Consider the following 25,472-nt stretch of genomic DNA (forward strand, 5'->3'; position numbering starts at 1 on the left):
GGAAGAGATGATGGCCGAAATCACAAAACTCTCAAGCGAACTGGCAAATAAAATAGCTGCTGGAGAAGTGGTGGAGCGGCCGGCCTCGGTAGTTAAAGAATTAGCAGAAAATGCGATAGATGCTGGTAGTACAAGAATTGCTATTGGCGTCAAAGAAGGCGGTCTTGCCGAAATACGGATAACGGATAACGGCACGGGAATGACGAAACAAGATGCTGAATTGTCGTTTTCTAGACATGCAACAAGTAAAATAAAAACAGAGATGGATTTATTCCGTATTTCAACACTCGGATTTCGGGGCGAAGCGCTGCCAAGTATCGCTGCCGTGTCTCACTTAGAATTAGAGACAGGAAACGGCGAAGGCGCCGGCACACTGATTCGCTATCAAGGGGGAAAGCGAATTACGTGTACGGCAGCAAAGGGGCGAAGCGGTACTGAAATGATTGTCCGTGACCTTTTTTTCAATACACCGGCGCGCTTAAAACATATGAAAACAATTAATACGGAATTGAGTAAAATAACCGACGTTGTTAATCGGCTTGCGCTTGCCAACCCTTTTATTTCATTTGAGCTTTCACACAACGGCCGCCAACTGCTATTTACGAATGGAAGCGGGGATGTACGAGCGGTGATTGCGGCAATTTATGGAAGATATACCGCCCAGCAGTTTCTGCCTATTCGTGCAGCTACAGATGATTACACTATTGAGGGTTTTGTTGCAAAGCCTGAAGTGACTAGAGCATCACGGCAGCACTTTTTCACTATTATTAATGGTAGATATATACGTCATTTTCCGCTAACAAAAGCGATTGAACAAGCTTATCACACACTTTTGCCAATTGGGCGTCATCCACTCGCCGTGCTTCATATCCAAATGGACCCAGTTTTGATTGATGTGAATGTACATCCTTCCAAATTAGAGGTCCGGTTAAGTAAAGAGCAAGAATTGACCAGATTGCTTGAAGAGACAATCAAAAAGCAGTTACATGAGGAGACGCTTATTCCAGAAGTTGATAAGAAGCGGGGGAAACAGCTTCAAAGTGAACAAGTGCCATTTCACTTTTCTTCTGTTCCTGTTCCTCAAAAAGAGCCGGAGCCGCAGTCATTTCTTGAAGATCAGAATCCGTTAGAGCAGAAGATTGACAAGGAAGAGGCAGAGTCTGTCAACAATAGTTCTCGTTCCATTGATACTAACAACACGATCCACGAAAGTAAGGCGGACTTTTCGAAAGAGAACAGCCCTTTAAACGAACAGAAAGAGAAGATGGCCGCTTCTACGCGATCCACATCAACACGCTTTCCTGTTCTTGAGTTAATCGGGCAGTTTCATGGGACCTATATTCTTACTCAAAATGAAGAAGGTTTATATATTATTGATCAGCATGCGGCTCAAGAACGGATTTTTTATGAATATTATCGTGAAAGAATTGCAGAAACTAAACCTGAACTTCAAGAGCTAATGGTGCCACTGACACTGGAGTTTTCAGCTGTCGAAGAAACGATTGTGCAAATGAACCAAAGTAAATTGGAGGAGGTTGGTGTTTTTCTCGAGCCTTTTGGACAGCGAACGTACCGTGTCAGTGCCTATCCCGTGTGGTTCCCTTCCGGTGAAGAAGAGAGCACCATACGGGAATTACTTGAACAGTTAAAACAAGGAAAAAAGATAAGTATTCAGAAACTGCGAGAAGCGGCTGCAATCCTAATGTCATGCAAAGCAGCTATTAAAGCAAATCGTTATTTACGGCAAGATGAAATGCAGGCATTGATTACCAGACTCGGGCAGTGTGAGGTACCGTTTACCTGTCCGCATGGCCGGCCGATATTGATTCATTTTTCGAGCTACGATATGGAAAAAATGTTCAAACGCATTATGTAGAAAAAGTGTAACATGTTCGTCACAAACGAAGCGTATTTCAGCATGCAGCCTATGATATGATTTGGTTAAAAAGAGACTGAAGGAGAGAAGAAATTCATGACCCCAGTGGACCTTATTGCCGTACTAGGTATTTCTGCATTTGTCGTACTTGTAAGTTTAGCGATGGCGATTTATATGTTAAAACAATCTCAATCTGATCATTAAGTCAAAAAAGACGCCCTGACTCGGCGTCTTTTTTTTAATTATCGGGCGAAGCTGGCGTACTCTCGATGGTTTTGGGGCTTGTCCTTTTCTTTATTTAGTGTCTAAAATGGAACTATTATACGTGAGGATGACTGCTAGGAGATGAGGTATGATAATAACGATTGGTAAAAATATGGGAGACAGATCCCGGAGAGAAGCCTTGGTGCTGGCCGACAAATGGGAAGAAGCTGTCTATAGGGAACGTGGAAAAAAATCTTTGAAAAAATGGCTGAAAGACGCTGAGACTCCCATTTATGTTGTGAGTGAAACAGGAGATAAGCTATATCACCCTGACACGATGCACCCTCTTTTTTTTCATCCGAGTATGGCCTGGATTCGGGTGTTGCGGCTCGCAGAAGGTAAGAGCGATCCGATGATCACCGCCATGCAATTGAAAGAAGGCATGACAGTATTAGACACAACGTTAGGTTTTGCTTCAGACAGCATTGTAGCAAGCTATGTGGTTGGAAAAGAAGGAAGCATAACCGGAATTGAGAAAAATCCCTATATTGGTGCGATTATTAAAAAAGGACTACGCGTGTGGAAACAGGACATGGATGCATTCAATGAGGCGATGAATCGAATCATCGTCAAAACGGAAGATCATCTCGACTATTTAAAAAGTATACCGAATAATACGTTTGACGTTGTCTATTTTGATCCGATGTTTCAAAAAGCTGTTTATTCATCCTCTCATCTTGCAGCTATTCGTCCGTTTGCCTGTTACGGCTCCCTCGGTCTCCGTCATATTAAAGAGGCACTTCGAGTAGCCAAACAACGGGTAGTCATTAAAAGCTCTTATCCGAATGAGTATCTGGAGAGTCTTGGCTTTACTTTTATTAAGCGTCGTAGCCGAACATCATTTCGTTACGGTGTTATAGAAAAGAAGGGAAGGGAGCAATGAGTAAAAATAAAGTTGTTGTAATAGCTGGGCCGACAGCTGTAGGTAAATCAGAAATAGGAATTGAACTTGCCCTTCATTTTGGCGGGGAAATAATCAGTGGAGATTCGATGCAAATTTACCGAGGACTTGACATCGGCACAGCAAAAGTTACGCTGGCTGAACGAAAGCGGGTTCCCCACCATTTAATTGACGAAAGAGATCCTGCAGAATCTTATTCAGCGGCCGCTTTTCAGAAAGAGGCGAAGGAACGAATTAAGAACATGAATGACGACGGGAAACTCCCTTTTGTCGTTGGCGGGACGGGATTTTACATTCGGGCATTAACAAGAGACCTGGATCTGCACGAAACAAGTGCTGATGAAGGTTTCAGGGAAGAAATGGAACAATATGCACAAACACACGGAACACAGGCATTGCATGAAAAATTACAGGCCATTGACTATCAAAGCGCTTCGCGTATTCATCCGAACAATCTGAAAAAAGTAATCAGAGCGCTTGAAATTAATCACACGACCGGGCGGAAGCAACGAGAGTTTTCAGAACAGGAAACCCAACCGTCACCTTATGACCTAGCGTTAATCGGATTGACGATGGAGCGGGACGTCCTTTACCGACGTATCAATGAACGTGTTGATCAAATGGTAGCAGACGGCGTTATGGAAGAGGCAAGGTGGCTGTTCGAATACGCTCCAGAGGATAGTCAAGCAGCACAGGCGATCGGCTATAAAGAATTTTATTCCTACTTTAAAGGAGAATATAGTATAGAACAAGCAGTTGAACAATTAAAAAGAAACTCACGACGTTATGCGAAAAGACAGTTGACATGGTTTCGCAATAAAGAAAAGATGAAGTGGTTTGACATGACGTCGATGAACAAAGAAGAAAAAATTCAAGAAATGATTGAATATATAGAAGGTAAATTTTCATAACTGTCGAATGTCTTATTCATAGAGAGTTTGAGGAGGGGGACTGTACTATATGAAGCAGCCGATTAACATTCAGGATCAATTTTTAAATACGTTGCGTAAGGAGAAAACACCGGTGACTGTCTTTTTACTCAATGGGTTTCAACTGCGGGGCCAAGTTAAAGCATTTGATAACTTTACCGTCGTTCTTGATAGCGATGGGAAGCAGCAGCTAGTTTACAAGCATGCTATTTCTACTTTTGCTCCTCAGCGAAATATCTCTTTACAAACCGAGACGGAAACTGAAAACGCAGCGCCGAATGTATAACGTGAAAAGCTTCCGGAGGGTAGTCCCGGAAGCTTTTTAATGTTCTGATCCGCTAGACGCCAAAGAATTTACATACTCGACATATTTGTTTAAGGTAAGAATCGTCTGAAGGCCAAGTCTTTTTTGGAGCTGTTCCGGTGTTTCGCCATTTTTCAGAGCTTGAACAATGTATGTATTACGAAAGTGTCGTGCCGATACTGCGCGGTTGATTCCTGCGCGCTTTCTTTCTTCACGAATCATTTTTTGGATGGCGATTTCTGTTAAATTTTTAGGTGCATCATTTTCGTAGCTCCAGCGGAAAGTCTTTCGCTGGAAATCAAAAGCGACTAGAAGTGGGTCCGTGTCTTTTCTAGGACGAACTGCTTCTGGTATGGCCTGTAAATAATAATGGAGCTGTTTTTTGTGGGGCCGCAACAACGTAATGGTACGCGGATTTCCGGTCATCTCGGGGATTAGAATGTCACCAGTTCCTTGATTAATGTGCTTCATTTCTAAATGTGAGAGTTCTTGAAGCCTAAGACCGTAATGAAGAAACAGGGTGATGATGAACAAATTGCGTGGAGCGAGCAATGGCCGGGCTGCCGCTTGCTTTTTCGATAAACCAGCATCTGATTTTAATGCATTCAAGAGACGCTGCTGTTCAGCATGAGAAAGCAGTTCCTCTTTAGTCAGTTGATTCCAAATCGTCTCGTCAAGGTCCAGAGAAGAGAACGGATCGAAAGGTAACTTTCCGACAGCTTGTAAAAAGGCTGTATAGCTTTTTAATACGGTTTGGACACGTTTTAATGTTCGGAGCTGATAGTGTCGCTCGTTTTCTAATAAGAAAAAATAGGAGTCTATGGCTTGCGGTGTGAGAGAAGATGGCTTGAGCGCTTGTTGATCCCCTTTTGTGACTGCTAGGAACCGGAAGAAGTCCGCTAGATCATAACGGTAACGCTTAATTGTACTTGCTTTGCGTCCTTTCGCAGCTAGATGATGTAAAAAAGACTCGACATCATTCGGGAATATCGACGTTTCAGCGGTCACGGTATCCGCTCCTCTCTTAAAGCCGGGAATAGTGATAGGTACAGCTTTCTTGCCGTCCTCCTTGGTGAGAAATCCTTATCGTTAATTATAACAGATTAATCACTAATCGGCTGTGTTTGCGTATAGTATGGGTAAACGCCCGATTCATTTTAAGGAAGAGAGGGGAATGGTCGTGATGGTTCACACGGACGGCAGGGACAGAATTCAAGTTACGATACATCCAGCAAAAAAGGAGGCCCCCCTCAGAGATACTGAAAATTATTTATTAAAAGAAGAACACTATGCGTTACGAAAAGCGGAAAAAAGTTTGAACGCCTTAATCGGAGTGAATAAGGTTAAAGAGTTTGTAAAAGAAATGTATGCTCTTGTTTATGTTAATCAATGCAGGGAAAAACTACAGTTAGAGGCAACGCAGCATAATCTGCACATGATGTTTATCGGTAATCCCGGAACCGGTAAAACAACAGTCGCCCGTATTATGGCACAAATGTTGAAAGACATGAACATTTTGGAAAAAGGTCACCTTATAGAAGCAGAGCGGGCGGATTTAGTCGGAGAATATATCGGTCAGACCGCCCAAAAAACGAGAGATTTAATTAAGAAAGCAAATGGAGGCGTCCTTTTTATTGATGAAGCATATTCACTAGCCCGTGGAGGAGAAAAAGATTTCGGACGGGAAGCCGTTGATGCACTTGTAAAAGCGATGGAAGATCATCAGCACAAGTTTATTTTGATTTTGGCAGGTTATCCAGAAGAAATGAAACGTTTTTTACGTATGAATCCTGGTTTGCCGTCACGTTTTCCTAACATCTTGCAATTCGAAGACTTTACGAGTACTCAATTAGTAAAATTATTTAAACAGATGGCGAAAGAAAAAGATTACCAATGTACGGAACAGCTAGGTGATAAGCTCATTGCTCATTTCCAAGATAGAACAAAAGGGAACGGTAAGAATTATAACGGCCGTTATGTAAGAAACTTGATCGAAAAAATGATTAGACGTCACGCTCTCCGTATTTTAAAAGAAGGAAGAACAATCGATAAACACTCGCTAATAACGCTAGAAACAGTTGATTTTATAATCGAAGATGAAGAAGAATTTAAGTAAAGGAGACGATTATGAAAGAGAAAGTGATTATTGTAGGCTGTCAGTTTTCTCACATGGAAGAAGAGCAATTCAACATGCGTATGGATGAACTTAAAGCGCTCGTTCATACAGCTGGCGGTGAAATCGTTGCAAAAATCGAGCAGTCACGGCAGCGCCCTGACGCCGCAACGTATATCGGAAGTGGGAAAACGCAAGAATTAGCGGAAGCCGTCTCGCAGAAGGAAGCTGACTTAGTCGTTTTTAATGATGAGCTGACAGCAGGCCAAGTACGTAACCTGGATGCAGCCGTTGATGTAAGGGTTATTGATCGGACTCAACTAATTCTTGATATCTTTGCCGGTCGCGCGCATACAAAAGAAGGAAAGATCCAAGTCGAACTTGCGCAGCTTATGTACATTCTCCCGCGCCTTTCCGGACAGGGGCAAGTTTTGTCACGTCTCGGAGGGGGCATAGGAACACGCGGGCCAGGGGAGACGAAACTCGAGACGGATCGCAGGCATATTCAAAGACGCATGGATGACTTAAAAAAACAATTGGCAGATGTCAAGGCTCATCGAGAGAGCTATCGGAAACAACGTCGCAAAAATAGCAATGTCCAGTTTGCACTAGTCGGGTATACGAATGCCGGTAAATCGACGCTCTTGCATCAATTATCAGGTACAGAGACTTTTCAAGAAGATTTACTGTTTGCTACTCTGGACCCACTCACACGTAAAATTGAACTGCCTTCCGGGTATGAAGCTTTATTAACCGATACAGTCGGCTTTATTCAAGATTTGCCGACATCCTTGGTTGCGGCCTTTCGCTCTACACTGGAGGAAGTAAAAGAAGCTGATATTTTACTTCACGTTGTAGATGCTTCTCATCCCGAAGCGTACGCGCAAATGAAGACAGTGGAAGAGCTCTTGTCCGAACTAAATGCAAGCTCTATTCCGCTGATTACTGTTTTTAACAAGGAAGACCGCCTTACCCGTACTCAGTCGCTGCCAGCAGCCGGTAAACCATCTATTTCAATATCTGCTTTCCAAAAAAGCGATCAACTGCGGCTCCTCCAGCTTATGGAGGACACACTGAAACAGCAAATGAGGTATTATCATGTCCGTATACCTGCAGATGATGGCAAAAGTCTTGCTTCTATCCGCCGGTATACACTCATTAAATCGGAAGAGCTTCTTGAAGACAAGAATAGTTTTGATTATAAAGGGTATGTACTTGAAGATCATCCAGTCAATGGTACGATAAATAAATACGAATCGACTTATTAGAAAGTTGGGGGAAGTAATGACTACAGCAGGACAAGCACAGCAAACGATTCAGCAATTATCACTGAAAGCAGAAAAGAAAATTCAGAAACAGTTGCAGGCAGCAGAGCGGACAGCTGAACATAATCAGGAGAGGCTTTTGCAGATATTTCAAGAAGAGCGCGTGTCGTCGTTTCATTTTCACTCTTCTACGGGTTATGGCTACGATGATTCTGGCAGAGAAACATTAGACCGCGTATATGCAAAGGTATTTGGCACGGAAAAAGCACTTGTCAGGCACCAATTTATTTCAGGCACGCACGCTATTACGGCAGCTTTATTTGGAGTGCTGCGTCCGGGAGATCATCTTCTATATGCCGGCATGCCTTATGACACGTTGCAGACAGTTATTGGTTTTTCTGGTGACGAGCCGGGATCACTGGCTGATTACCAGATTCAAAGCGAGGCCGCTCCGCTAAATGAAGAGGGTTATCCTGATGCTGAACTGTTAATCAAACGGCTGCGGCCGGAAACGAAAGTAGTGGCTATCCAGCGGTCAAAAGGATATGCGTCGCGACCTTCTGTGCCAATCTCTCTTTTGAAAAAGATCATTACACAGTTGAAACAACAGCGGCCTGATTTGATCGTGTTTGTGGATAACTGTTACGGAGAATTTGTAGAAGATTTAGAGCCGGGTCATGCAGGGGCAGATTTACTCGCCGGGTCACTGATTAAAAACCCGGGAGGCGGCATTGCTAGAACAGGAGGATACATAGCTGGGAAAGCAGAGTATGTCGAACAAGCTTCAGCTCGATTTGCGGCTCCTGGCATTGGGTTAGAAGGCGGTGCAACCCTCTCAACTTTGCTGGAAATGTTTCAAGGTCTCTTTTTAGCTCCTCACATTGTATCTGAAGCGTTAAAAGGGGCACTTTATACAGCGGCGCTCTGTGAGGAAGCGGGTCTCCATACTTTTCCTCGTTCCGAGGAAGAACGTACCGATCTCATTCAGGCTGTTATTTTAGAAGACAGGAGCAGGATGATCCGTTTCTGTCAAGCAATCCAGGAGGCATCACCGGTCGACTCAAATGTCTCACCGCAGCCTTCCGCGATGCCGGGTTACGAAGATGAGGTTATCATGGCAGGGGGCACCTTTATTCAAGGATCAAGCATTGAATTCTCAGCAGACGGTCCGATGCGCGCCCCTTATATTACGTATGTACAAGGAGGTCTTACAACAGCCCACGTAAAAATCGCTGTCCGTCATGCTTTAAAAGTACTTGCTGAAGAGAACTTGCTAATGCTTCCTAAAGGCCAGTAGAGTTGCATGCTGGATAATAAATGAGTGAAATAACAAATTGACAAAGAAAACAACATTCTGTAAGATAGGCCCATAAATTATCGATTCATGCAGGGTAAGTATGACTGAATGAGTTTGTCACAAGAGGAGAGATATAACTTTGAAAGCCCACCATTATACTAGAGATGACATTACACGTATGGCAGATGAAGAAAATGTGAAGTTCATCCGGCTGCAGTTTACAGATCTACAAGGTACGATTAAAAATGTAGAGATACCAGTCGATCAGCTTCAGAAAGCGTTAGACAATAAAATGATGTTCGATGGATCCTCAATTGAAGGCTTTGTACGCGTGGAAGAATCTGATATGTATTTATATCCCGATCTAAACACATGGGTTATCTTTCCGTGGACACCAGAGAAAGGCAAAGTAGCCCGTTTAATTTGTGATATCTATGAACCGGGTGGTGTAAGAGGCAAGCCTAAGCCTTTCGGGGGAGATCCCCGCGGAATATTGAAAAGAATGTTAAAAGAAGCGGAAGAAATGGGATTTACCGCTTTCAATATTGGCCCGGAGCCGGAATTTTTCCTCTTTAAGAACGATGCCAACGGCGAACCGACGATGGAATTGAATGACAAAGGCGGTTACTTTGATCTGGCGCCGACCGATCTCGGTGAAAACTGCCGGCGCGATATCGTGCTTGAGTTAGAGGATATGGGATTTGAAATTGAAGCATCCCACCATGAAGTGGCGCCAGGGCAGCATGAAATTGACTTTGAATATGCGGACGCGATCACCGCTTGTGACAACATTCAAACCTTTAAGTTAGTCGTGAAAACAATTGCCAGAAAGCACGGACTCCACGCCACTTTTATGCCAAAACCACTATATGGGGTAGCGGGATCCGGTATGCACTGCAATATGTCTTTGTTCCGTGGAGAGACAAATGCTTTTTTTGATGAAAACACAGAGACACAGCTAAGTGAAACAGCAATGCAGTTCCTCGCTGGCATTCTCGAGCACTCTCCAGGTTTTACGGCGCTTACTAATCCAATTGTTAACTCCTATAAACGGCTTGTCCCGGGATATGAAGCGCCTGTTTATATAGCCTGGTCGATGAAAAATAGAAGCCCTCTTGTTCGTATTCCGTCATCCAGAGGGCCGAGTACACGCGTGGAAGCGCGAAGCCCTGATCCTGCTGCGAATCCTTATCTTGCCATGGCATCTATGCTTGCAGCTGGCCTTGACGGAATAAAGCGTGAGTTAGAAGCTCCCCCTTCTACTGACCGAAACGTGTATGATATGACGCGTGAGGAGCGGAGGAAAGAGGGAATTCATGAACTTCCAGCCAATTTGCAGGAAGCGTTGGACGCTCTTTTGAATGATAAAGTATTGGTTGAAAAGATTGGACCGCATGCGATTAAGCATTTTGTAGAAGCGAAAGAAATCGAATGGGATATGTTTCGGAAACAAGTTCACCCATGGGAACGTGAACAGTATATGTCGCATTATTAAAACATTTACCCCTTTGATGTCACTATTCATCAAGGGGTTTTGAAAAATTCAGCCCCCTTCCCGGAAGCGGAAGGGGGCTGAATTTTTAATGTAAGGTACGAAATACTCCTGTTACTTTTCCTAGAATGGTACAGTTTTCTAAAATAATAGGCTCCATGGCTGCGTTTTCCGGCTGAAGCCGGATAAAGCCATCTTCTTTAAAAAAGCGCTTTACCGTTGCTTCAAGCTCTTCTGTCATTGCCACAACAATATCCCCATTTTCCGCTGATTGCTGCTGCCGCACGATCACAAGATCACCATCATGGATACCCGCTTCAATCATGCTCTCCCCTTGGATAGTTAATGCGAATACTTTTTCATCTGCAGCCATACGCTCTGGTAAGGGGATATATTCTTCAATGTTCTCGACGGCGGTAATGGGCTCTCCTGCTGTTACTTTACCAAGGACAGGCACATACACCGCAGTACTCTCTGCGATATGCGGACCGTCTTCGGTATCGTTGAGCACTTCAATTGCTCTTGGCTTAGTTGGATCACGCCTTATATACCCTTTACTTTCCAACCTGGAAAGATGGCCGTGAACAGTGGAACTAGAAGCAAGTCCAACCGCTTTTCCTATTTCACGAACAGAAGGTGGATATCCCTTTTTTTTCACTTCGTTTTTTATATATTCTAATATCTGTTCTTGACGTTTGGATAGTTTAGTCAACAACTTGCACCTCCCAATATGTATTTTTTTAAATTGTAGCATGTAAAACATATGTGCGCAAACATTAGTTCTGGATTTTTCTTGACGGGAACAAGGGTTCCTATTATACTGTAATTACTAAATAAGAACGTACATTCTACAGTGGAGGGATTTTCATGAGTACTAAATGGAAACAGTTAACGAGTCAGGAATGGGTTATTTTATCTCTATTTATTGTTTCTATTTTATTTTTAGTAGTAACTGTACATTGGTCAGCTGCTGACGATGATCGGTTCTCCAACAATACTAATATAGAAGAAAACTCCATTATTGCTTATAATGACATACAGAACATGGAAGCGTCTTCCGATAAGACGCCAGCAGGTGAGGAGGAAGATTAGTGAAACGCTGTGTTATATACTGCCGGGTCAGCACTTCAAAGGAAACGCAGCAATCATCTTTAATAAGACAGCAGACTGAGCTTATTCAATTGGCTGAAACGTACCATTTTCAAATTGTAAAAGTGATTGCAGAAGAAGCCAGCGGATACTCTTTGGAACGGGAGGGGCTGCTTGAAGCGCTTGATTTATTATCTCAGCAAAAGGCAGATATCCTCTGTATTCAAGATGACACGAGACTCGGGCGAGGGAATGCGAAAGCTGCCCTTTTGCATCAATTATTTAAAATGGGCACGAGTGTATATACAGTAAAAGACAGAGGTGCCCTGCAACTATCAGAAGCTGATCATATGTTAATGGACATTCTTGCGATGGTGGAAGAATATCAGCGGAAATTGCACAATTTGAAAATTAAGAGAGGTATGAAGGAAGCAGTAAGAAAAGGTTTTCAACCGGAAAAAAATTTATCTAATAAGGAGGAAGGCGGACGTAAAAAGAAAGAAGTGCCGATAGCAGAAATTGTTCGCTTACGTAGACTGGATCTTACCTTTCATGAAATCGCGGCAACTTTACGGGGTTTTGGGTATGATGTCTCTAAAGCAACCGTTCATCGACGGTATCAAGATCATATGCAACAGCCGGAAAATGAAAAGGATAAGCAGTAATACTTCAGATGATCCCTGTCAATCGTATGTCAGCGACAACTAATATATCTCATAACGAAGAATGCGGTTTGCTTCCTTTTATAAGTTGATTTATAGTATACATACGTATTTCCAAGTCAATATGTGGGGGGTTATAAGCTGATTATGCTTTCTCAAGAGAAGATAGCCCGTATAAATGAACTCTCGGAACGTTCCAAAACGACTGGACTAACCGAGGAGGAACTAGCTGAGCAGCAAGAGCTGCGACAAGAATATTTGTCTAAATTCCGTTCTTCATTTAAGAGTCAATTGCAGTCTGTCAAGGTGATGGACCCAAAAGGAAAAGACGTGACACCAAGTAAGCTAGTTGAATTAAAGAATAAAAATAATAAGCATTGAGATTCCTGATGGATGTGCCATCAGGATTTTTTGTGGCAGTAAGTACCAGTTACTCCGTTGCTATATTAGGTGTTTTAATCTACTCTCTATATCATGCTCATCAAATCTTGTGAAAACACCGAAGAACGTTTATGATGAAATACGAGGATGAATATACATAGGTATGAAAGGAAGGAAATGAATGGGAAACACACATAGAGACGAACTAGCAATTAGTACGATTCGCACCTTATCGATAGACAGTATCGAAAAAGCTAACTCCGGCCATCCGGGACTTCCAATGGGTGCTGCACCAATGGCTTATGTTTTATGGTCAAGATTCATGAATCACAATCCAGGAAACCCAGAATGGTTCAACCGTGACCGTTTTGTACTGTCGGCAGGTCATGGCTCCATGCTTTTGTACAGTCTTCTTCACTTAAGCGGTTATGATTTATCTCTTGATGAATTGAAAAATTTTCGTCAATGGGAGAGTAAGACTCCAGGTCATCCGGAGTATGGGCATACACCTGGTGTCGAGGCGACGACGGGACCGCTTGGTCAGGGACTTGCAATGGCAGTGGGGATGGCGATGGCAGAACGTCATCTGGCAGGTGTTTACAACCAGGATGATATAAAACTTGTTGATCATTATACGTACGCCTTGTGTGGAGATGGGGATTTAATGGAAGGTGTATCTGGAGAAGCTGCCTCACTGGCTGGCCATTTGAAGCTGGACCGCTTAATCGTTTTATACGATTCCAATGATATATCACTTGACGGAGATCTCCACCAATCTTTTTCTGAAAATGTTCGAAAGCGCTACGAGTCATACGGTTGGGACACGTATTTGGTGGAGGACGGTAATGACGTAGATGCCATTGAACGTGCGATTTCGGAAGCGCGCTCTTCTGAACGGCCTGCTTTTATCGAAGTGAAAACGGAGATTGGATTTGGTTCACCGAATAAAGGAGGAACAAATGCGGCTCACGGAGCTCCATTAGGAAAAGAAGAAGCGGCAATGGTTAAGGAAAATTACAAATGGGAATTTGAAGCGGAATTCCATGTGCCGCCAGAGGTGACCGAATACTTCGCAGAAGGAAAGGCAGAAGGGGCGCGGAAGGAACAAGAGTGGAATACTTTATTTGAACAGTATCAGGAAAAGTACCCAGCGCTTGCGAAGCAGTTTACAGAAGCGGTTAAAGGAGAGCTTCCGGCAGGATGGGCGGACAAGTTGCCCGTATATCACGACGAAAAATTAGCAAGCCGTGCCGCTTCAGGTGAGGTTCTCCAAGTGCTATCCGAGTCTATTCCAGCGTTGGTAGGCGGTTCAGCGGACTTGGCATCTTCCAACAAGACCCTTGTGAAAGCTGAATCGGATTACTCCCGAGATAACTATAGAGGCCGTAATATTTGGTTTGGTGTGCGGGAATTTGCGATGGCTGCAGCTGCGAATGGACTGCGTTTACATGGTGGTCTTCAGCCCTACGTCGCAACGTTTCTTGTTTTTTCTGATTATTTGCGACCTGCCCTTCGCTTAAGTGCTTTGATGGGATTACCGATTACGTACGTCTTCACTCATGACAGTATTGCGGTAGGGGAAGACGGGCCTACTCATGAGCCTATTGAACAGATTAGCTCTTTACGGGCGATCCCGAATTTGCATGTTATCCGCCCTGCTGACGGTAATGAAACAACTGCAGCATGGAAAGTGGCCTTGGAAAGTAAAAGTACACCAACCGCGCTTATTTTGACACGACAAGGCTTACCTACTCTTTCTGGAACGGTGGAAAAAGCGGCGGAAGGTGTTACAAAAGGTGCCTATACGCTTGTAGAGAAAGATCAGCAGGCAGATGTATTGCTGCTCGCATCGGGTTCTGAAGTAGCACTCGCCGTTCAAGCAAGTGAAGAGCTTGAGAAAGATGGTATAAAGGCGAACGTCGTCAGCATGCCGAATTGGTACGCTTTTGACCAACAAGACCGTGCTTACCGTGAGAATGTTCTACAACCGGGTGTTCCGGCACTTGCCATAGAGATGGGAGCCTCTCATGGATGGCATAAATATACAGGAGCGAAAGGTGACGTTCTCGGAATTGATCGTTTCGGGGCTTCAGCGCCTGGAGATAAAGTCATCAAAGAATACGGTTTTACGGTAGAAAATGTAGTAGCACGTGTAAAGTCATTGTTACATGAGTAAATAAATGCCCCAATAGGCAGGCAAAAGGTGTTTTCCTTTTGCCCTATTGGGGTATTTTTTATGTAATTTAGCGAATGGAATTTTTCGACAAAATAAGTTTTTTTTATTTTCTAAATTTGACAGTTATTTCAATCATACTGATGTATGATAATGGAAAAGGAGTGAAAGGAGCGAATATACCATGTCTCGGTATCAACTAGTCATCATCCAAAAAGAAATAGCACTCCAGTATTACCAATCAGAAGGAAAGCTATATCGGTTGTTTTTGGATTATCACCATGCGTATGAGTGGGCACGACCCGTTTTGGAAAAGCAAATCCGTTATATTACGGAGGGAATTGGAATAGAAGATTGGAACCGCTTTATCCATAGTCAATTAGAGAAAATCGGTTACCAAATGATACCTAGCCGAAGTGGTAATGCTTTGTTCTATCATTCTCCAATAACGGGAAGTAACCTCCGCATTGAAGATAGTGCAATTATTTTTGACCATGCCGGGGATGCCAAAGAAGAATGGGAAGTCTTTGATTGTTTAAAACAAGTTTCACCATGTGTGTTTGCCGTTAATATAGAGCGGAGCATCTATGGCTGGTTAAAACCGTTAAAAGTTTTTTCTGTTTTGTAATTAAATGTGGTCGTCCTCTTTTAATGAGAAACAGGATACGTTATAATTATATAGGTTAAACGCAGAAAACATGACGACATAATGGTTGTAATGGTTGCAGAAGGAGGAAGTGACTGGGATGGATTGGCTTTGGTTTGTGCTCGTCGGACTACTTTGTTTAGTGGCGGGTGCAGTTATTGGTTTTTTTATAGCGCGAAAGACAATGGTCAATTACATGAAGAAAAACCCGCCAATTAACGAGCAAATGCTCCGGGTAATGATGATGCAGATGGGACAAAACCCTTCGCAGAAAAAAATAAATCAAATGATGAAGGCCATGCAGAAGCAATACGACAAAAAATAATATTGTTCGAGAGCAGCAAAAGGCTGTACTGATTGAATGTCAGTACAGCCTTTTGCCATAGGAGACGGACTGGTATTAGTTAAATAAATGGTTATACGGAGTAAAATCGATTTGTTTTTCGTTTAATTTTTTCTTTAAAAACTTGTGATCGCGTTTCGGTGTCGCGATGATATAACCACGGATGAGAAGATCTTCGTCAATCTCATGGGCTTTTTCCTTTAAGGCCAGTTCCCCAATTTTTCCGGCAATCTTTTCGCGGGCCACATCACGGAATATTTCAGGAACCGGTTGAACCAATTCTTCCAGTAAGTCTTTTTTGTCTTGCGGCCATAAATGAATTGTCTTTTCAATATAGTAGTCCTGCCAATCTAAAATAGATTTTCCATCTTCTTTTGGCAGTTTTTTAAGAAACTTGCGGAACATAAAGAAACCGCCAATAAATAGGAAAATTGTTATACATAGAGACCAGAATACAATAAACCACATGAAGATATCGGAGGGCATAGGCCTGTCACCTCATTCTCTCATTATCACCTAATATTTTAACATGGAAACGGATAATTAAAAGTCATTCAGTCGTTACAAATAGTGTAAAGATGCTTTTTTTGCTATAATTTTCACCGGAAGGAGCGTCGTGTATGTGGGTAGAGATCATTAGCTTCAGCATTCATTGGTTGATGGCTCTTGCTTTTTTTATGTTAATCCCTTTTCCTTTTTTCGTAAAAGGGATGCAGGGGGAGAATCTGTTATTTATAAAAAAAGTATACAGACCAATCACCCTGTTTGCACATGCAGCAGTAATAGGCACAGTCGTCACGGGCATTTTCTTAATAGACGAGTGGCTGTCTTGGTGGACAGCGGCCGTATTCATTTTATGGCTTGTTATCAGTGCGTTTCTGGGAATGACTGCAAAATCTTTAAGAGAAACTCTCACAACAGAAGAGAAAAGCCCTTTATTAAAACATAGCACTTTGCTTACGATTGCTGTAACCGTTATGTTCATTTTCAAATTTTCGAAAGGGTTGTATTGACAAAACGCACTGCTTCGTTGGCAGTGCGCTTTTCTATGTGTGTTAGGTCACATAACTGATTAATAATCCAATTGCCATTAGCATTCCAAAAAATGTATTCGTTTGTGCGGCTGCTTTCATTGCCGGCATCATTGTTTTTGGGGCAGTCTTCCCTATGAAACCTTTTGTGGCAGCTGCGGCTTTTGGAATACTGAACAAGGCGAGTAAAACCCATGGAGTAACAGTACCGAGGACCACTAGGCCGATAAGCCACAGAAAAGAAAAAGCATAAGAACTACCTAAAACAAAGATAGCTTTTTTCGGACCGAGCACGATAGGAAGTGTTTTGCGTCCATTTGCTTTATCCCCGTCGTGGTCACGAAGGTTGTTGCCCATGTTAATTAATCCGACTAGCACACCGCTTGGTACAGCGATGAGAATGGCACTCTCTGATACATAACCAGCTTGAATATAAAAGGTGATGAGGATGATAAGAAAGCCCATAAATAGACCGGAAAACAATTCACCAAAAGGAGTAGAGGATATCGGCAGCGGGCCGCCTGTATATAAATAACCGACAGCCATGCAGATGAGCCCGATTACAGCCACCCACCAAGAAGAAGAAGCACAAATGTAAAGTCCAAGCAACAGCGCAATCGCGTACATAGCAAGGGCAAGCCCCATGATGAGACGTGGGGTCATGCCGTGGCGGACAATACCGCCCCCGATTCCGACAGAGTGTTTCGTATCGAGCCCTCTTTTAAAGTCGTAGTACTCGTTAAAAAGATTAGTAGCTGCCTGAATAAGCAAACTGGCGAAGAGCATCGCCACAAATAGAAAAACATGAAATTCTCCTGCTTGCAGGGCAAGTACGGTCCCGAGCAGGACAGGAACAAAGGCAGCTGTCAATGTATGCGGCCGAATAAGTTCCCACCACACTTTCCAAGTGCGTTTTGGCAGGCTTTCTGCTGATTTTGAATAGTGTTGAGTATCCATTGGTTTCTCCTTTTTCTTTAAAATGTATGGATAGAAGAGCAACGTGGTACAGTAAATAAGATTTCAACGTTTAAGTTTAGAAAATATCGGGCAATGTGTCAATTATTCTTCTGAATATATAGGTAACGGCTTCCGTATTACTACTTTATTGACAGCGGTTCGAGACGAAGTGTATCTTTAAATAGGATAATCATCCGTTACTATAGAGAAACTGGGGTGATTTGAAATCGTTATCTCAGAAAAATTAAATTGCATAGATGGATTAGCAGCTGCAATTGGGAAATCAAAAGAGATAAAAAGGTCTGTGCTTTTTAGTTACGTGAAAAAATTAGATGCAGCTGACGTTTTGTCCTTTTATGCGGCCGCGCGTTTAACTCATAAAGGGTCCCGTTTTTTTTGGCAGGATCCACGGAAGGAAATTTTGATTGCCGGAGCAGGCAACATTACGAAGTTTCAAGAAATGGAAGCGTGCGAAAACCGCTATCAGCAAGTGGAAAAGAAATGGCTTTCTCTGTGTGAGAATGCGGTGACTGCAGGAATAACGGAGAAGATGGCAACCGGGCCCTTACTGTTTGGGGGCTTTTCTTTTGATCAGCAAGAACATAACCGTATTCTTTGGAAAAAATTTGGAGATTATCTATTTTATATTCCTGAGTATATGCTTTCCGTTGTAGAAGGACAAGCCTATTTTACCGTAAACGTACTTTGTACGGCTGAAGAAGAAGAAACCGAACTTCTCAAGCTGATTCAGGAACAAGAGCAGCAACTTCTCTGTCACCGGGAAGAAGACATATCTTATAATCGAGTTGTTCAACAACTAGAAATAGCACCCGAACGCTGGAAACAAACGGTAGCAAAAGCAGTTCAAGAGATGAAACAATCGGATTTAGACAAAGTTGTCCTTGCTCGCGAATTACGGTTAACATGCCAAAGGGAAATTCAGACAGAAGGAGTGCTTCAAAACCTGCTTCGAGATCAGCCTGGCAGTTATGTTTTCAGCTTGGAGGCAGGATCTGATTGTTTTATCGGTGCGACACCTGAAAAACTAATACAGCGAAGAGGAGACACTGTCTACTCAGACTGCTTGGCAGGCTCTATTGCGAGAGGGACGAGTATAGAGGAGGACAGCCGTCTTGGCAGTGAATTGCTGCAGGACCGCAAAAATCTGCTTGAGCACGAATATGTCGTTTCGATGATCACAGATGTCTTCCGTGAGTATTGTCAAAAGATTGAGGTCCCGCAGGCTCCGGAACTCATGAAAAATCGCCATATTCAACACCTGTATACACCGATTTCCGGCAGTTTGCACGATGGTGTTTCTGTGTTAGATTTTGTTGCCAAGTTACATCCGACACCGGCGATGGGCGGAGTCCCGCAAAAACAAGCTGTTACTTGTATTCGTGAATGGGAACAATTGGAGCGAGGTTTTTATGCTGCTCCGCTCGGATGGCTTGACGCTTATGGAAATAGCGATATTGCCGTCGGGATACGCTCCGCACTTGTCCAAGGCAGCGAGGCATCTTTGTTCGCTGGCGGAGGAGTGCTTCCGGACTCTACACCAGACAGTGAATACGAGGAGACGGCAATAAAGTTCAATCCGATGCTAAGTGCTTTAGGAGGGCAGTTATCATGAAGGGTGATTCCGGTACTATATTAACCGAATATATTGGGGCTTTCATTAATGAATTAGCCCAAAATAACTTACAACACGCCGTTGTCAGCCCGGGGTCCCGTTCAACACCGATTGCCATGCTTCTCGCAGCTCATCCAGATATAGAAGTGCATATGAACATGGATGAGCGTTCTGCAGGTTTTTATGCGTTAGGTTTAGCAAAGTCTTTGCAAGAACCTGTAGCCCTCGTTTGCACGTCAGGAACAGCAGCGGCCAATTATTACCCTGCTGTTATTGAAGCGGCCTATTCGCGGGTACCGCTTCTTGTTTTGACAGCTGACCGTCCGCATGAACAGCGTGATAACGGCTCCCCGCAAACGATCGATCAAATCCAGCTGTACGGGAATTATGTTAAATGGTTCGTGGAAATGGCCCTTCCTGAATCTACTGAGCCGATGATGCGGTATGCTCGTACGATAGGAGTACGAGCGCTTTCTGCGGCTAAAAACTTGCCAGCCGGCCCTGTTCATCTAAACTTCCCGCTTCGCGAACCGCTCGTCCCAAACATGAATAAGGCGGCGGAAAAGTATAAAGAGCCAATAGAAGAAGCGCTCTCCCTATCTGATACCGGTGTATTGTCGGTATCTGAGATGCAGGAAACATACTATGCAAACCTTCTAGCGGACGCAGAACGTGGAATGATAGTTTGTGGTGAATTAGTAGAACGAGGCGCTCAGGAAGCGATCATTATGTTGGGAGAGAAGTTGGGTTTCCCGGTTCTTGCTGATCCGCTGTCACAATTGCGCAGTGGTCCCCATCGAAAAGACGTAGTGATCGATACATATGACACGATTTTACGTGCAAGCCAAGCTTCTGCTATTTTAAAGCCAGATGTTATTTTGCGCTTTGGAACGATGCCAGTATCGAAACCCCTCCTTCTGTTTTTAAAAGAGCAGCGGCACGCACAGCATGTCGTAGTGGACGGAGGAGGAGGTTGGCGCGATCCGGCTGGGCTCCCTGCTCAGATGGTTTACTGTGATGAAAGACGATTTTGCGATGCCATTTCACAGTCCTTGCCAGATCAAGCAAAAAACCATTGGTTGTCATTTTGGCAAAACATGAACGATAAGACGAAACAGGCTCTTCGTGACATACGTGAAGCTGAATTGAACGAAGGAATGGTATTCTCCCTGTTAGGCGACCATTTACCTGACTTTGCAACGCTTTTTGTCGGCAACAGTATGCCGATCCGTGACCTTGACACCTTTTTCCATGCGAACGATAAAAACATCCGCATATTTGCGAACCGCGGAGCAAACGGAATTGACGGTGTCGTCTCAACAGCAGCTGGTATGAGCGCTGTATCGGAACACACGGTGCTTGTGATCGGGGATTTAAGCTTTTTCCATGATATGAATGGTTTATTAGCGGCGAGGCTTGAGAAGGTGAATATGACGATTCTTCTTATTAATAATGATGGGGGAGGCATCTTTTCTTTTCTCCCGCAGGCGACTGAAAAAGAACATTTTGAAACCCTGTTCGGCACCCCACACGGCCTTGATTTTTCACATACGGCGGGCCTTTACGGAGCGGCTTACAAAAAAGTTAAAACATGGGAAGAGTGGGAATCTGCTTTTTGTCCTTCTTTTGCACAGCCTGGTTTAAAAATAATTGAAGTACCAACGGATAGAGCTGCCAATGTTCAGAAACACCGGAAACTATGGGATGAAGTAATCGAACAGGTTTCTTTACTCGTAAATGAGGGGATATAATGAGAAGGCGGATCCGCGGTGTTGAGTATCACATTCAATTAGCAGGAGAAGGAGAGCCGCTCGTACTTTTGCACGGGTTTACGGGTAACAGGGAAACATGGGATTTCCTGGTGCCTTACCTGGAGCAGCATTTTCAGCTTATAATGGTCGATATTATCGGTCATGGGGAAAGTAGTGTACCTGCCGATTTTCACCGTTACACAGCGGAGGAAACAGTTGCAGACTTAGTAAGCTTATTAAAGGAGCTTACTATTACGGATGCACATTGGCTCGGCTATTCCATGGGAGGAAGGCTGGCGTTAAGCCTCGCCTCTCTCTATCCTGAATGTGTCCGGTCTTTGCTACTGGAAAGTGCATCACCCGGGTTACGAAGTTCGAGCGCGCGCGTAGAACGGCAAAATCAGGACAAGCGCTTAGCGGATCGTATCCTTGCAAAAGGGGTGCCGGCTTTCGTCAACCAATGGGAAAACATACCGCTGTTTGCGACACAAAAGCAACTGCCCTACGCCGAACAGCGGAAAATCCGTGAACAGCGTCTAAAAAACTCTGCACTTGGTCTTGCTAACAGTTTACTTGGAATGGGGACCGGATCACAGCCGTCGTGGTGGGATCAGCTGCCAGATCTGCATTTTCCTGTGCTTCTTTTAACTGGGGAATGGGATGATAAGTTCAATAACATTGCCAGTGAGATGAAGAAGGCCTTGCCTGCCGCTGAATGGCACATTGTTCCAAAAACGGGACATGCGGTCCATGTGGAAGATCAGGAAATGTTTGCTACAATAGTAAGTGAATTTTTATTTAGAAACAAAAGGAGGACGTAAATATGGCTATTCAATGGGAGACAGTCCGGGAGTATAATGACATTCTGTATGAAAAACAAGGCAGCATTGCGAAAATATCAATTAACCGTCCTGAGGTACATAACGCATTTCGTCCAACTACGGTGATGGAATTAATTGACGCCTTCTCGCGGGCGCGTGATGACTCAAGCATCGGTGTCGTCGTACTTGCCGGTGTTGGCGGGAAAGCGTTTTGTTCCGGCGGGGACCAGAAAGTGCGCGGTCACGGCGGCTACGTAGGAGACGATGAGATTCCGAGGCTGAATGTCTTAGATTTACAGCGTCTCATCCGGGTGATTCCAAAACCCGTCGTCGCAATGGTTGCTGGTTACGCAATTGGTGGAGGACATGTTCTCCACGTGGTCTGTGACTTAACGATCGCTGCTGATAATGCCGTTTTTGGTCAGACCGGTCCGAAAGTCGGCAGTTTTGACGGCGGTTATGGGGCTGGTTATTTAGCAGAAATCGTCGGCCAGAAGAAAGCACGTGAGATCTGGTACTTATGCCGCCAATATAACGCACAGGAAGCACTTGATATGGGGCTTGTGAATACCGTAGTCCCTCTTGACCAGTTAGAGGAAGAAACGGTAAAGTGGTGTGAAGAAATGCTAGAAAAAAGCCCGACTGCCCTGCGGATGTTGAAAGCTGCCTTTAACGCGTCCACAGACGGTCTTGCCGGCTTGCAGCAATTTGCCGGTGATGCGACGCTTATGTACTATACGACCGATGAAGCGAAAGAAGGCCGTGATGCATTTAAAGAGAAGCGCAAACCAGACTTCGATCAATTCCCACGGTTTCCTTAATAGTGTTGGGTGAGTAAAAAGCAGCTCGGCTATCGGCCGGGCTGTTTTCTGTATGGACGGAAGGAGAGAGTACATGTGGCAGATATGTTACCAAACTGGTTAAAAAAAAGAGCGAGCCTCACCCCCGAACGGCAAGCACTCGAATTTCAGGGGAGCCAATGGACATTTCAGCAATTGGATGAAGAAGTGACGGACATGGCAGCCCGCTTAGCAGCGTCCGGTATCAAAGAGGGAGAGTACTGCGCTCTATTACTTCGCAATCACGCCGATAGTGTGATCATCATTCACGCTTTATTTTACATAGGCGCACGTATTGTGATGCTCAACCATAAGCTGACCACAAAAGAATTGGACTGGCAATTTCAGGACAGCGGAGCGTCTTGGATCATTTCTGAAGAACAATTTGGTGAGAAACTGCAAGAGTTTCCCAAAGAAAGCGTGCGAAAAAAAGAGGATTTAGCTCAAATCTCAAAAAAAGAGAGTCTACTGCTAAAGGAAGAATTTTGTCAGGACGAGACAGCTACCATTATGTACACGTCCGGAACGACGGGCAGGCCTAAGGGCGTGATCCAAACATTTGGCAATCATTGGTGGAGTGCCGTTGGTTCCGTGTTGAATCTAGGTTTGCAGGAGAAAGATCGTTGGTACTGTGCGGTGCCGATTTTTCATATTAGCGGCTTATCGATATTAATGCGGAGCGTTATTTACGGCATGAAAGTGGTACTTGCAGAGACCTTTGTGGAACAAGAGGTGAATAGAAGTATCCGAGAAGATGGGGTAACGATAGTATCAGTCGTGAGCGCTATGTTAAACCGGATGCTGGCTGATGTAGGGGATGGTGGCTATCCCGATCACTTTCGGTGTATGCTGCTTGGCGGCGGACCTGCCCCGAAGCCGCTCTTAGAGGAATGCAAAGAGAAACACATTCCAGTTTTTCAGACGTACGGAATGACAGAAACCTCCTCTCAAATTGTAACGCTTTCCCCGGAAGACAGCTTACGTAAACTCGGTTCAGCTGGGAAGCCGTTATTCTCGGCGCAGATCAAAATTGTGAAGGAAGGGAAAGAAGCCCCTGCTGGTACGGCTGGTGAGATTGTGATGAAAGGCCCCAACGTAACGAAGGGTTATTTACACCGGCCGGAAGCAACCGCACAAGCCATCAAAAATGGGTGGCTGTATAGCGGGGACATTGGTTTCATTGATGAAGAAGGATTCTTGTACGTGTTGGACCGGCGTTCAGACCTCATTATTTCCGGAGGAGAAAATGTGTACCCTGCAGAAGTGGAAGCTGTATTAAGAGCACATCCGCAAGTTTTTGAAGCGGCGGTTGTCGGAAGGAAAGATAAACAGTGGGGGGAGGTTCCGGCAGCCTTTATCGTAGCAAAAGATAAAGGAACAACGGCCACAGAACTGGAGGCGTTTTGTAAGAAACAGTTAGCCGCGTATAAAGTACCGCGCACTTATCTTTTCTGTAAGGAATTGCCGCGAAACGGAGCGGGTAAAGTGGTTAGACGAGATTTAAAAGAACAGTTAGGAGAAGAGTGATGAACATCAGGGAGATTCATTTGCGAGTGATTCAGGCACCACTGAAAAAACCATTCGTTACCCACCTGGAAACTGTCAGGAAGCGTGAAGCAATCATCGTCGAAGCAATCGATGTAGAAGGGCGCTGTGGTTACGGAGAAGCTGTTCCTTTCTCGAGTCCTTGGTACACCGAAGAAACAATCCAAACGTGTTGGCATATGCTGAATGACTTTTTAATTCCGCTTACTTTCAAGACAACTTGGCATCACCCAGAAGAGCTACCTCGTGTCTGGAAGGGCATCCGCCGCAATCATATGGCCAAATCAGCCCTGGAACAAGCATTATGGGACTTATATGCTAAGCAGCAAGAAGTTTATCTAGGGGACTTGTTTGGCGGTCATAGAAAAGAGATAACAACCGGTGCTGTAATTGCTGCTACTAGTATGAACGAGGCTCTATCTCAGATAGAAGAATATGAGAAAACAGGCTATGAGCGCTATAAAATTAAAATCCACCCAGAAAATGACCTGGAACTTCTGTCTGCCATTCGCAGTTCGTTTCCAGAGCTTCCGTTAATGGCGGATGCGAATGGAGCATATACACTCGACATGGCTGAACACTTAAAACAGTTTGATGCTTTTCAACTGTTAATGATTGAACAACCGCTTTCCCATTTCGATATTGTGGAACACGCCGAACTGCAAAGGCATCTGGAGACGCCCATCTGCCTCGATGAAAGCATTCATTCTGTACATGACGTAAAAAGTGCAATCATGCTTGGAAGCTGTCAGATCTTTACGTTAAAAATGGCAAAAATAGGAGGCTGGTCTGCAGCTGCGGCGATTCATGAGTTTTGCCTCCAGCACGATGTCCCTCTCTGGGTCGGCGGCATGATTGAATTTGGAGTTTCCCGTGCACATAATGTAGCACTGGCGACTCTCTCTGGATTCACTCTCCCCGGTGACATATCAGCCTCCTCGAAATACTGGGAAACAGATATCATCGAACCGGAGATCACTGTCAACAACGGGAGAATATCCGTTCCCGACGAACCAGGAATCGGATTTGCTATTAATGACAAATCGTTACGTGACTTGACGGAATATCAGCAAACATACAAAAAACGACATTATTAGGATGAAAATACGAATAGTAGTAGCTATATATTTTTGTCAGATCGTAACCATAGAAAATAATCC

The 25,472-nt window shown here is 44.1% G+C and carries 25 protein-coding genes; 21 read left to right on the forward strand and 4 right to left on the reverse strand.

From position 1 onward, the window contains the following. Positions 1 to 10: 10 nt before the first annotated feature. The 4 genes from mutL to hfq all read left to right on the forward strand — a co-directional run bounded on the left by mutL (position 11) and on the right by hfq (position 4,256). Positions 11 to 1,876, forward strand: coding sequence for a DNA mismatch repair endonuclease MutL (gene mutL, locus LOR49_RS06195; RefSeq protein ID WP_240375727.1), 1,866 nt, complete (start codon positions 11 to 13; stop codon positions 1,874 to 1,876). Between the two features lie 352 nt (positions 1,877 to 2,228). Next, on the forward strand, positions 2,229 to 3,023 hold the full coding sequence (locus LOR49_RS06200) for a class I SAM-dependent methyltransferase (protein ID WP_240375390.1): 795 nt from the start codon (positions 2,229 to 2,231) through the stop codon (positions 3,021 to 3,023). Next, positions 3,020 to 3,952 carry a tRNA (adenosine(37)-N6)-dimethylallyltransferase MiaA gene (gene miaA, locus LOR49_RS06205; RefSeq protein ID WP_240375391.1) on the forward strand — a complete coding sequence of 311 codons (933 nt, stop codon included), beginning with the start codon at positions 3,020 to 3,022 and terminating at the stop codon, positions 3,950 to 3,952. Before LOR49_RS06200 ends, miaA begins: the two co-directional genes overlap by 4 nt. 49 nt (positions 3,953 to 4,001) lie before the next feature. Then, on the forward strand, positions 4,002 to 4,256 hold the full coding sequence (gene hfq, locus LOR49_RS06210) for an RNA chaperone Hfq (RefSeq protein ID WP_240375392.1): 255 nt from the start codon (positions 4,002 to 4,004) through the stop codon (positions 4,254 to 4,256). A gap of 36 nt (positions 4,257 to 4,292) precedes the next feature. Here hfq and LOR49_RS17620 read toward each other — a convergent pair whose 3' ends face one another. Beyond that, positions 4,293 to 5,282, reverse strand: a complete 990-nt coding sequence (locus LOR49_RS17620) for a tyrosine-type recombinase/integrase (protein WP_240375393.1) — start codon at positions 5,280 to 5,282, stop codon at positions 4,293 to 4,295. Between the two features lie 166 nt (positions 5,283 to 5,448). Here LOR49_RS17620 and LOR49_RS06220 point away from each other — a divergent pair, with 166 nt between their 5' ends. From LOR49_RS06220 to glnA, 4 genes are all read left to right on the forward strand, one after another. After that, positions 5,449 to 6,390 carry an AAA family ATPase gene (locus LOR49_RS06220; protein WP_240375394.1) on the forward strand — a complete coding sequence of 314 codons (942 nt, stop codon included), beginning with the start codon at positions 5,449 to 5,451 and terminating at the stop codon, positions 6,388 to 6,390. An 8-nt stretch (positions 6,391 to 6,398) separates the two neighbouring features. Beyond that, complete coding sequence (gene hflX / locus LOR49_RS06225) at positions 6,399 to 7,655, forward strand: GTPase HflX (protein ID WP_240375729.1); 1,257 nt, start codon at positions 6,399 to 6,401, stop codon at positions 7,653 to 7,655. A gap of 16 nt (positions 7,656 to 7,671) precedes the next feature. Continuing rightward, complete coding sequence (locus LOR49_RS06230) at positions 7,672 to 8,949, forward strand: methionine gamma-lyase family protein (protein WP_240375395.1); 1,278 nt, start codon at positions 7,672 to 7,674, stop codon at positions 8,947 to 8,949. Positions 8,950 to 9,127: 178 nt separating this feature from the next. Then, positions 9,128 to 10,444: a type I glutamate--ammonia ligase gene (gene glnA / locus LOR49_RS06235; protein WP_240375731.1), complete on the forward strand. Its 1,317-nt coding sequence runs from the start codon at positions 9,128 to 9,130 to the stop codon at positions 10,442 to 10,444. A gap of 85 nt (positions 10,445 to 10,529) precedes the next feature. Here glnA and lexA read toward each other — a convergent pair whose 3' ends face one another. Continuing rightward, on the reverse strand, positions 10,530 to 11,153 hold the full coding sequence (gene lexA, locus LOR49_RS06240) for a transcriptional repressor LexA (protein WP_240375397.1): 624 nt from the start codon (positions 11,151 to 11,153) through the stop codon (positions 10,530 to 10,532). A 155-nt stretch (positions 11,154 to 11,308) separates the two neighbouring features. On the opposite strand from lexA, the gene LOR49_RS06245 reads away from it, so the two are divergent. The 6 genes from LOR49_RS06245 (at position 11,309) to LOR49_RS06270 (ending at position 15,717) form a co-directional block, all read left to right on the forward strand. Next, positions 11,309 to 11,533 carry a hypothetical protein gene (locus LOR49_RS06245; protein WP_240375398.1) on the forward strand — a complete coding sequence of 75 codons (225 nt, stop codon included), beginning with the start codon at positions 11,309 to 11,311 and terminating at the stop codon, positions 11,531 to 11,533. Continuing rightward, positions 11,533 to 12,195, forward strand: coding sequence for a YneB family resolvase-like protein (locus LOR49_RS06250; protein WP_240375399.1), 663 nt, complete (start codon positions 11,533 to 11,535; stop codon positions 12,193 to 12,195). The genes LOR49_RS06245 and LOR49_RS06250 overlap by 1 nt, the downstream gene beginning before the upstream one ends. Positions 12,196 to 12,339: 144 nt before the next feature. Further along, the gene (locus LOR49_RS06255; protein WP_240375400.1) at positions 12,340 to 12,573 is read left to right on the forward strand and encodes a DUF896 domain-containing protein; all 234 of its coding nucleotides are present in this window, start codon (positions 12,340 to 12,342) and stop codon (positions 12,571 to 12,573) included. Between the two features lie 181 nt (positions 12,574 to 12,754). Next, positions 12,755 to 14,749 carry a transketolase gene (tkt, locus tag LOR49_RS06260; RefSeq protein WP_240375401.1) on the forward strand — a complete coding sequence of 665 codons (1,995 nt, stop codon included), beginning with the start codon at positions 12,755 to 12,757 and terminating at the stop codon, positions 14,747 to 14,749. Positions 14,750 to 14,930: 181 nt separating this feature from the next. Then, on the forward strand, positions 14,931 to 15,374 hold the full coding sequence (sirA, locus tag LOR49_RS06265) for a sporulation inhibitor of replication protein SirA (protein ID WP_240375402.1): 444 nt from the start codon (positions 14,931 to 14,933) through the stop codon (positions 15,372 to 15,374). A gap of 118 nt (positions 15,375 to 15,492) precedes the next feature. Next, on the forward strand, positions 15,493 to 15,717 hold the full coding sequence (locus LOR49_RS06270) for a YneF family protein (RefSeq protein WP_240375403.1): 225 nt from the start codon (positions 15,493 to 15,495) through the stop codon (positions 15,715 to 15,717). A 75-nt stretch (positions 15,718 to 15,792) separates the two neighbouring features. On the opposite strand, the gene LOR49_RS06275 is transcribed toward LOR49_RS06270, so the two are convergent. Continuing rightward, positions 15,793 to 16,221: a DUF2621 family protein gene (locus LOR49_RS06275; protein WP_240375404.1), complete on the reverse strand. Its 429-nt coding sequence runs from the start codon at positions 16,219 to 16,221 to the stop codon at positions 15,793 to 15,795. Between the two features lie 134 nt (positions 16,222 to 16,355). Here LOR49_RS06275 and LOR49_RS06280 point away from each other — a divergent pair, with 134 nt between their 5' ends. After that, on the forward strand, positions 16,356 to 16,748 hold the full coding sequence (locus LOR49_RS06280) for a hypothetical protein (protein ID WP_240375406.1): 393 nt from the start codon (positions 16,356 to 16,358) through the stop codon (positions 16,746 to 16,748). Positions 16,749 to 16,790: 42 nt separating this feature from the next. On the opposite strand, the gene LOR49_RS06285 is transcribed toward LOR49_RS06280, so the two are convergent. Continuing rightward, entirely contained in the window at positions 16,791 to 17,723 is a 933-nt protein-coding gene (locus LOR49_RS06285; RefSeq protein WP_240375407.1) for a 1,4-dihydroxy-2-naphthoate polyprenyltransferase, read from the reverse strand. A 304-nt stretch (positions 17,724 to 18,027) separates the two neighbouring features. Here LOR49_RS06285 and LOR49_RS06290 point away from each other — a divergent pair, with 304 nt between their 5' ends. The 6 genes from LOR49_RS06290 to menC all read left to right on the forward strand — a co-directional run bounded on the left by LOR49_RS06290 (position 18,028) and on the right by menC (position 25,409). Beyond that, on the forward strand, positions 18,028 to 19,356 hold the full coding sequence (locus tag LOR49_RS06290) for an isochorismate synthase (protein ID WP_240375408.1): 1,329 nt from the start codon (positions 18,028 to 18,030) through the stop codon (positions 19,354 to 19,356). Next, entirely contained in the window at positions 19,353 to 21,107 is a 1,755-nt protein-coding gene (gene menD / locus LOR49_RS06295) for a 2-succinyl-5-enolpyruvyl-6-hydroxy-3-cyclohexene-1-carboxylic-acid synthase (protein WP_240375409.1), read from the forward strand. The genes LOR49_RS06290 and menD overlap by 4 nt, the downstream gene beginning before the upstream one ends. Further along, entirely contained in the window at positions 21,107 to 21,928 is an 822-nt protein-coding gene (gene menH, locus LOR49_RS06300; protein WP_240375410.1) for a 2-succinyl-6-hydroxy-2,4-cyclohexadiene-1-carboxylate synthase, read from the forward strand. The genes menD and menH overlap by 1 nt, the downstream gene beginning before the upstream one ends. A 2-nt stretch (positions 21,929 to 21,930) precedes the next feature. Further along, positions 21,931 to 22,749 carry a 1,4-dihydroxy-2-naphthoyl-CoA synthase gene (menB, locus tag LOR49_RS06305; RefSeq protein ID WP_240375411.1) on the forward strand — a complete coding sequence of 273 codons (819 nt, stop codon included), beginning with the start codon at positions 21,931 to 21,933 and terminating at the stop codon, positions 22,747 to 22,749. An 84-nt stretch (positions 22,750 to 22,833) separates the two neighbouring features. Beyond that, on the forward strand, positions 22,834 to 24,294 hold the full coding sequence (locus LOR49_RS06310) for an o-succinylbenzoate--CoA ligase (protein WP_240375733.1): 1,461 nt from the start codon (positions 22,834 to 22,836) through the stop codon (positions 24,292 to 24,294). Next, the gene (gene menC, locus LOR49_RS06315; RefSeq protein WP_240375412.1) at positions 24,294 to 25,409 is read left to right on the forward strand and encodes an o-succinylbenzoate synthase; all 1,116 of its coding nucleotides are present in this window, start codon (positions 24,294 to 24,296) and stop codon (positions 25,407 to 25,409) included. The genes LOR49_RS06310 and menC overlap by 1 nt, the downstream gene beginning before the upstream one ends. Positions 25,410 to 25,472: the final 63 nt, after the last annotated feature.

This window comes from Bacillus piscicola (assembly GCF_022458745.1).
Taxonomy (GTDB): Bacteria; Bacillota; Bacilli; order Bacillales; family Marinococcaceae; genus Alteribacillus_A; species Alteribacillus_A piscicola.

What these genes read in the sequence shown, in the direction of transcription:
- mutL (WP_240375727.1), top strand. Translation starts at nt 11, where the DNA reads ATGGCCGAAATCACAAAACTCTCAAGCGAACTGGCAAATAAAATAGCT.
- LOR49_RS06200 (WP_240375390.1), top strand. Translation starts at nt 2,229, where the DNA reads ATGATAATAACGATTGGTAAAAATATGGGAGACAGATCCCGGAGAGAA.
- miaA (WP_240375391.1), top strand. Translation starts at nt 3,020, where the DNA reads ATGAGTAAAAATAAAGTTGTTGTAATAGCTGGGCCGACAGCTGTAGGT.
- hfq (WP_240375392.1), top strand. Translation starts at nt 4,002, where the DNA reads ATGAAGCAGCCGATTAACATTCAGGATCAATTTTTAAATACGTTGCGT.
- LOR49_RS06220 (WP_240375394.1), top strand. Translation starts at nt 5,449, where the DNA reads ATGGTCGTGATGGTTCACACGGACGGCAGGGACAGAATTCAAGTTACG.
- LOR49_RS06230 (WP_240375395.1), top strand. Translation starts at nt 7,672, where the DNA reads ATGACTACAGCAGGACAAGCACAGCAAACGATTCAGCAATTATCACTG.
- glnA (WP_240375731.1), top strand. Translation starts at nt 9,128, where the DNA reads ATGGCAGATGAAGAAAATGTGAAGTTCATCCGGCTGCAGTTTACAGAT.
- LOR49_RS06245 (WP_240375398.1), top strand. Translation starts at nt 11,309, where the DNA reads ATGAGTACTAAATGGAAACAGTTAACGAGTCAGGAATGGGTTATTTTA.
- LOR49_RS06255 (WP_240375400.1), top strand. Translation starts at nt 12,340, where the DNA reads ATGCTTTCTCAAGAGAAGATAGCCCGTATAAATGAACTCTCGGAACGT.
- tkt (WP_240375401.1), top strand. Translation starts at nt 12,755, where the DNA reads ATGGGAAACACACATAGAGACGAACTAGCAATTAGTACGATTCGCACC.
- sirA (WP_240375402.1), top strand. Translation starts at nt 14,931, where the DNA reads ATGTCTCGGTATCAACTAGTCATCATCCAAAAAGAAATAGCACTCCAG.
- LOR49_RS06270 (WP_240375403.1), top strand. Translation starts at nt 15,493, where the DNA reads ATGGATTGGCTTTGGTTTGTGCTCGTCGGACTACTTTGTTTAGTGGCG.
- LOR49_RS06275 (WP_240375404.1), bottom strand. Translation starts at nt 16,221, where the DNA reads ATGCCCTCCGATATCTTCATGTGGTTTATTGTATTCTGGTCTCTATGT.
- LOR49_RS06280 (WP_240375406.1), top strand. Translation starts at nt 16,356, where the DNA reads ATGTGGGTAGAGATCATTAGCTTCAGCATTCATTGGTTGATGGCTCTT.
- LOR49_RS06285 (WP_240375407.1), bottom strand. Translation starts at nt 17,723, where the DNA reads ATGGATACTCAACACTATTCAAAATCAGCAGAAAGCCTGCCAAAACGC.
- menD (WP_240375409.1), top strand. Translation starts at nt 19,353, where the DNA reads ATGAAGGGTGATTCCGGTACTATATTAACCGAATATATTGGGGCTTTC.
- menH (WP_240375410.1), top strand. Translation starts at nt 21,107, where the DNA reads ATGAGAAGGCGGATCCGCGGTGTTGAGTATCACATTCAATTAGCAGGA.
- menB (WP_240375411.1), top strand. Translation starts at nt 21,931, where the DNA reads ATGGCTATTCAATGGGAGACAGTCCGGGAGTATAATGACATTCTGTAT.
- LOR49_RS06310 (WP_240375733.1), top strand. Translation starts at nt 22,834, where the DNA reads ATGTTACCAAACTGGTTAAAAAAAAGAGCGAGCCTCACCCCCGAACGG.
- menC (WP_240375412.1), top strand. Translation starts at nt 24,294, where the DNA reads ATGAACATCAGGGAGATTCATTTGCGAGTGATTCAGGCACCACTGAAA.